Genomic DNA, 5,048 nt, shown 5'->3' on the forward strand with positions numbered 1-5,048 from the left:
TTCTATTAGAATGGAGCAAGACATAATGGAGTGGATGAAATTGCTAGTTGTTTGCATAATAAATGAGACCCTGTTGCTGAATTGAAACTCTTGTGCAAAAATTCTTACTATCAAAGTGGTTTTGAACTAATGATTGTCCTTCCTCTGCGAAGTACCTGGATTTTGTTGACAGGTCACTATTTCCTGTTAAATTTTTTTAAATAAATCTATTTAAATGAAAGGATCTCTTTCGGTCAGTCGATGAATGTTCGGAAGCTGTGCATATAATGTTGTTCAGCGGTTATGAAATCAATAATACGAATTTAAGACTGCACTAAAGAGCAAAAGGGTATATTTTTGCTAAGGTCTGTGAAAAAAGATTGTATTTGCTGATACCTGGTTTTAAAAGAGCTTAGCATGTTCGTTGATGCTTTGATGTTGTATAAGAGCCTATTCGAAATCTCTTGTGTTAGCTACCATTTTGCTTAAAAGGGAGTACAACATGTTCATTTACTTCCTTAAGGTTGTAAAGAATAGCTACTTTTTTTTGCTCATTTTTTCTTATTTCTCGTCTTGCTAAAAAAGATCACAAATAGGCTATAGGGAATATTTTCATCAGGGTCAGAATTTAACAGATATTTATCCTATATATTATTAATATATCGAGAAGACTATTCATCATGACAAAAACAGACTATTTAATGCGTTTAAGGAAGTGTAGAACTATTGCTACTTTAGAAAAGGTAATTGAAAAGAATAAATACGAACTTTCTGATAATGAACTAGAATTATTTTACTCAGCTGCAGATCACCGGCTAGCGGAACTTATCATGAATAAACTTTATGATAAAATTCCACCTTCAGTTTGGCAACATGTTAAGTGATATATAGATATTACCGCATGAAAAAACGTGTTATATCTTTATTAGATGAAGCAGCAACAGCTGCGTTGGGTGCATCGATGGCACGCGCTTGTAGTAGTGCCAGCATTGTTTACTTATTAGGTGATTTGGGGACTGGAAAGACCACTTTCAGTCGTGGTTTTCTCCGTGCTTTAGGTTATGACGGGAAAGTCAAAAGCCCTACTTATACTTTGGTCGAACCTTATATTTTAACACCAAGAACGGTTTATCATTTTGATTTGTATCGTTTGGCTGACGCGGAAGAATTAGAGTTTATGGGCATTCGTGATTATTTCGACCAACAGGCGATTTGTTTAGTTGAATGGCCACAAAGAGGTGCGGGAATTCTGCCTAAAGCGGATATTGAACTTTATTTGACTTATAATCAACAAGGGCGCCAAGCACAGTTAATAGTGCGCTCTGATTATGGTGCTGAAATATTAGATCGTTTGGATGCGCAAAGATATGCAAACGATAATCTATAGTATTCGACATTTTATCATCCTGCTGTTGGCTCCTGTTTTTTTATTGTAGCCGCATCTACTTCATCGTGGGCCGTGACGTTGGCTGCTATCGATCTCAGTATTGGGCATCCGGGAACCAAAGTGATATTGAGCTTTGATCAATCTCCTCATTATGATTTTTTTCTATTGCATAACCCTGAACGTATTGTGCTCGATATACCAGATAGTAGTCACTCGTTAGATTTGCCTTTGGTGTTTAATGAACAAAATCTACTGAAAAAAATTCGTTATAGTCAGCCCAAAGAGAAAGGAAGTACGCGTTTAGTTTTTGAGTTGACACAAAAAGCAAAAATTGGGACAACTACCCAGAAAATAAGCAACTTGTATCAGGTGATTTTTACCCTTGTGACCGAGGGAGAAACGTTGTCACCGCTAACGGATACACAATCTCAGCTACCCAGTAAACGGAATAATCCATTTAATAGTCAATCTGTACATTCTAAAATACCGCGCAGTGCGGTGAAAAAATCGGCTTCATCTGTTGCCGAACAGGCGGCTAATCATCAAGTCATTGTTGCCATTGATGCTGGACATGGTGGCCAGGATCCAGGTGCTATTGGTCAAAATGGGTTGCAAGAAAAAAGGGTAACGATGTGTGTAGCACGTAAGCTAGAAAAATTACTCAAAGAAGACCCATTGTTTAAACCCATACTGACCCGTAATGGTGATTATTTTCTTTCCGTAATGGGGCGTTCTGATGTGGCACGTAAGCAGCGTGCTAACGTATTGGTCTCTATTCACGCTGATGCGGCACCTAATCGCGCTGCTAGAGGCGCGTCAGTTTGGGTATTGTCTAATCGCCGAGCTAACAGTGAAATGGGTAATTGGTTAGAACAACATGAAAAACAATCCGAATTATTAGGAGGGGCGGGTGACTTACTGGCGAATACGGCAGTAGATCCGTATCTTAGTAAAACAGTGTTAGATCTGCAATTTAGTCATTCGCAGCGTGTGGGTTATGCGATTGCGGTTGATATGCTACGGGAATTAGGTCACGTCGGATCAATTCATAAAACACAACCTGAACACGCTAGCCTTGGGGTATTGCGTTCACCTGATATTCCCTCGGTATTGGTAGAAACCGGTTTCATTAGCAATAGTATGGAAGAGCGGCTATTAAGTAATGATATCTACCAAAATAAAATTGCCATGGCTATCTATCAGGGTCTTCGACATTATTTTTTAGCCCATCCATTACAAGCTTCACCAAAAAATAAAGCTGAAGATCATAGGATTAATTCCTCTGCGCGTTCTCACGAATTAGCCAAAATGGGAGGAGGAAATGGCGATGCTGATTAAAATGCTACCGCCACAAATCACTAACCAAATCGCGGCAGGAGAGGTGGTAGAGCGCCCCGCCTCGGTGGTTAAAGAGTTGTTAGAGAATAGTTTAGATGCAGGGGCAAAGTGGATTGATATTAATATCAAAGGGGGAGGTAGTAAGCTTATTCGCATACAGGATAATGGCACTGGTATTGCTAAGGATGATCTGCCTTTGGCGTTGGCTCGCCATGCTACCAGTAAAATTAGTGCATTAGACGATCTTATGACGATACGTAGCATGGGATTCCGTGGAGAGGCGCTGGCCAGTATCAGTTCAGTATCTCGTTTGTTGTTAACTTCCCGTACTGTTGAACAAACTGAAGCTTGGCAGTCCTATGCTGAAGGCCGCGATATGCTTGTCAAGATTAAGCCGGCTGCGCATCCGGTTGGTAGTACACTCGAGGTATTTGATTTTATTTTTATAATACGCCCGCGCGTCGCAAGTTTATGCGTACGGAAAACAGAATTTGCTCATATTGATGAAGTGGTACGACGTATTGCGCTAGCGCGTTTCGATGTGACCATCCATCTTCACCATAATGAAAAATTAATACGTCAGTATCGAGCGGTTTCTGATCCCACACGATATTCACAGCGTTTAGCGAGTGTTTGCGGTAATGTGTTTTTACAACATATGTTAGCTATCTCATGGCAGCATGAAGATTTAGCGATTCATGGTTGGTTAGCGGATCCGCAGATGTTGCACAATGCGCGGAGCTTAAATGAAATACAGTATTGTTATGTTAATAATCGTGTAATACGTGACCGGCTAATAAATCACGCCATTCGCCAAGCTTATCAAGGATTATCAAAAGACGGTCAGCAGATTGCCTATGTTCTTTACCTCACTATCGAACCGAGTCAAGTAGATATTAATGTACATCCGGCAAAACATGAAGTCCGTTTTCACCAAGCGCGGTTAGTGCATGATTTTATTTATCAAGCCGTGACGATGGCTTTACAAGACAAGGGATTGCAACCAGCTTCCATCCCTGTAGAGAATGGTGATACTGAGTCAAAATCGCCTCACAGGCAGCCTGAAACACGTGTGGCAGCGGGGATTAACAAATATGCCCCACCATCTAAGCCCTGTCGTCAGTATAATGCTGCTAATAGTCCACGAGGGTATTTGTCACGGCAAGGGGAATTGTATGGCCAATTATTGCAATCCACTACGCCGAGTAATACCGCTACGGTGAAAGATAAATCACCTCAGGCGGCTTGCTCTCCATTGAATGGCCATGATAGCAATAGCTTTGGTTCAGTATTAGGTATTTTTCCACCTTGTTATGCGTTAATTAAGCGGGGTGATGAAAAAATTGCATTACTGGCTTTATCAGTGGCAGAACGTTGCTTAAAACAGGCGCAGCTCACTCCCCCGCGTGAGGGATTACGAGCACAGCCATTGCTTATTCCGTTAAAACTTAATTTGGATAAGGCAGAAATCACGGCGGGTAAATATCATAAAGATTTATTATCTACGATGGGGATTGAATTGCTTTTCGAGCAAAATCGAGCCACGTTGCGCACGGTATCCTTGCCATTACGCCAGCAAAATTTACAAAAATTGATACCGGAATTGTTAAGTTATCTTTCTCAACATGAAAAAATAGCACCAGAGAAATTGGCTGCATGGATTGCTCAACATCTCGGCAGTGAACATGAGCAGTGGAGCGTCTCTCAAGCGATACAGTTATTAACGGATGTTGAACGCCTTTGCCCACATTTGGTGCAGTCGCCACCGGCAAGGCTTTTACAGTTTATTGATATACAAGCTCCATTGGCAATATTGATACATGAACAAAATTGAGTCCCTGACCCAACCGCCTGCCATTTTTTATTATGGGGCCAACAGCGTCAGGTAAAACAGTATTATCAATAGAGTTATGGCAACATCTACCGGTAGAATTAATCAGCGTTGATTCTGCGTTGATCTATCGTGGTATGGATATTGGTACTGCGAAGCCCAACGCTCAATTACTTGCACAAATTCCGCATCGTTTGATTGATATTCGTGATCCCAGCGAATCTTATTCGGCAGCTAATTTTCGTCAAGATGCATTGAAGGCAATGGCTGATATCAACGCTGCTGGGCGTATTCCGTTATTAGTGGGTGGCACGATGTTATATTTTAAAGCCCTTTTGGAAGGGTTATCGCCGCTGCCTGCCTCCGATCCTGTTGTGCGAGCGTATATCGGACAGCAAGCAGAAAAGTGGGGCTGGGAAACGCTACACCAACAATTAGCGATAATTGATCCGACGGCTGCAGAACGAATTCATCCTAATGATCCTCAAAGATTGATCAGAGCACTGGAAGTTT

The 5,048-nt window shown here is 41.4% G+C and carries 3 protein-coding genes and 2 pseudogenes; all 5 read left to right on the forward strand.

What is annotated here, in order from left to right; genetic code table 11:
• Nucleotides 1–659: 659 nt before the first annotated feature.
• Nucleotides 660–863, forward strand: a complete 204-nt coding sequence (locus REG_RS07495; RefSeq protein ID WP_006705087.1) for an HHA domain-containing protein — start codon at nt 660–662, stop codon at nt 861–863.
• A gap of 17 nt (nt 864–880) precedes the next feature.
• Entirely contained in the window at nt 881–1,366 is a 486-nt protein-coding gene (gene tsaE / locus REG_RS07500; RefSeq protein WP_039907875.1) for a tRNA (adenosine(37)-N6)-threonylcarbamoyltransferase complex ATPase subunit type 1 TsaE, read from the forward strand.
• Nucleotides 1,367–1,408: 42 nt separating this feature from the next.
• Nucleotides 1,409–2,617 (forward strand): annotated as a pseudogene (gene amiB, locus REG_RS07505) (N-acetylmuramoyl-L-alanine amidase AmiB); the annotation flags it as partial.
• Nucleotides 2,618–2,687: 70 nt separating this feature from the next.
• A complete protein-coding gene (gene mutL / locus REG_RS07510; RefSeq protein ID WP_006705090.1) occupies nt 2,688–4,538 on the forward strand; it encodes a DNA mismatch repair endonuclease MutL in 1,851 nt (616 codons plus the stop codon).
• Nucleotides 4,525–5,048 (forward strand): annotated as a pseudogene (miaA, locus tag REG_RS07515) (tRNA (adenosine(37)-N6)-dimethylallyltransferase MiaA); the annotation flags it as partial. The gene mutL and the pseudogene miaA, both read left to right, overlap by 14 nt.

This window comes from Candidatus Regiella insecticola LSR1, assembly GCF_000143625.1.
GTDB classification, from domain to species: Bacteria; Pseudomonadota; Gammaproteobacteria; order Enterobacterales; family Enterobacteriaceae; genus Regiella; species Regiella insecticola.

What these genes read in the sequence shown, in the direction of transcription:
- REG_RS07495 (WP_006705087.1), top strand. Translation starts at nt 660, where the DNA reads ATGACAAAAACAGACTATTTAATGCGTTTAAGGAAGTGTAGAACTATT.
- mutL (WP_006705090.1), top strand. Translation starts at nt 2,688, where the DNA reads ATGGCGATGCTGATTAAAATGCTACCGCCACAAATCACTAACCAAATC.
- tsaE (WP_039907875.1), top strand. Translation starts at nt 881, where the DNA reads ATGAAAAAACGTGTTATATCTTTATTAGATGAAGCAGCAACAGCTGCG.